This window comes from Streptomyces sp. NPDC051582 (genome assembly GCF_040681715.1).
Taxonomy (GTDB): Bacteria; Actinomycetota; Actinomycetes; order Streptomycetales; family Streptomycetaceae; genus Streptomyces.
Genome location: NZ_JBFAZJ010000107.1, coordinates 1 through 1,568, shown reverse-complemented (window position 1 = coordinate 1,568; position 1,568 = coordinate 1). Strand labels below are relative to the sequence as shown.

Below are 1,568 nucleotides of genomic sequence, written 5' to 3'. Positions count from 1 at the left end.
AAGCACTCGCCTGTTCCGTGGGCGCATCGGCCATCGTGGACAGCGCGACCGGATCCTGCACCGTTCGTGCGTCCGACCGGCCGCCTCCCTGGCCTTGGTCTCCGCCGCTGCCGGTGAGGGCTGCTATCCCCGCCACGCACGCGGCAGCCAGGACGCCTGCTGCGACAGCGGGCGACCGGAGGGACGCGGCCCTGCGCCTGTGGCGGGCGGGACGCTCCCGCGTTGAAGAGTTGCGTGCCATCATGGCCTCCGGAGCGGCAAGTGGGATGCTGTGCCGTTGCGAGCGGCCAGCGGTTCCCGAGGGATCTGTCACCCTTCATGAGCGTGGTAGCCGACTCCTCCTCCTGCGCGTTACGCATTCGTTATGCAGTCGTGCGAGTGGACCGCCGATGCGTGGCACCGGCGTCGCCTGCCTCACGCTCCCGTACGGCAAATGGGAGATTTTCGCGTGTCTGTCCGTCCTAGCGACCCCGTCGGCCTGCCCGACGAAGAACTCACCACCTGGCTCCGTTCCTCCGGGCACGAGTCCGTGCCCGCCGAGGACGGACCGGAAGGCTCGGGTGTGACCGACGATGCGGCGCGAGCCATGGCCGAGCTCTACCGGCGTCACCGCGACCCCATGATCGCCTGCGCCCGCAGCCTGACCGGGGTTCAGGAAGCCGAAGACGTCGCCTCGGAAGCGTTCCTGCGCACGGTGCACGCGGTCCGGCGCGGTGCCGGCCCGACGGGTCCGTGGCGTCCGTATCTGCTCACCGTCGTACGCAACACCGCCTCCGAACTGGGCAAGGCGCAGCGCGGGCAGGTACCGCTCGCCGACTTCCAGACGTGGTGCGAGTCGTTGCCCGACGCCACGGATCCCGAAAGGCTCGCGCTGTACAGCGAGGAAACGCGTCTCCTGGGACGCGCCTTCCATTCGCTTCCCCAGAACTGGCAGGCGGTCCTGTGGCACCGCCGGGTCAATGAGAGGACGACGTCCTACGTGGCCGAGCTGCTCGGCCTCACACCCAAGGGCGTCGCCTCCCTGCTCGCGCGCGCAGAGGAAGGGCTGCGCAAGGCCTACCTCCAGGCGCATGTCCACCTCGGCGACGACGCCGAGTGCCGTTACTACTCCGGCGTTCTGGGCTCGGCGGTGCGGAGCCGGATCAGCAAGAATCCGGGTCTCATACGTCACTTGGGCCAGTGCGATCGATGCTCGACGGCCTTCGCGGACCTCTCGTACCTCAACGCCAAGCTCCGGGCGCTCGCCCCCCTCGCTCTGTTCCTCGTAGGGGAGGGAGTCGCCGGTCACCCTGCCTTCGACGACGTCTCCAGCAGCACCGCAATCACACCGGGAGGGGGGCGCCGCACGCACGGAGGGGGGAGGGCAGTCACGGCACGCGGTGAGCAATGGGCCCCCACGCGGCCTTGGTTGCTGGGCACGATGACGGCCACGGCGGTCGCCGGCATCGCCGTTGCCGCATCCACGATCGGTTTCGTGAACCCCGCCCTCACCTCGGCCGGGGATTCCGGAGCACGCCCCCTTCCTGGCGCCTCCTCCACGCCCTCGGCACCCGAGGCGGCCTCGGTTA

1 protein-coding gene is annotated in these 1,568 nt (G+C 69.8%); it reads left to right on the top strand.

Annotated elements, in window-relative coordinates; translation table 11 throughout:
• Nucleotides 1–433 precede the first annotated feature (433 nt).
• Nucleotides 434–1,568 (top strand): sigma-70 family RNA polymerase sigma factor (locus AB0M92_RS39265; RefSeq protein ID WP_366107192.1); only part of this gene is annotated, 1,135 nt, incomplete at its 3' end.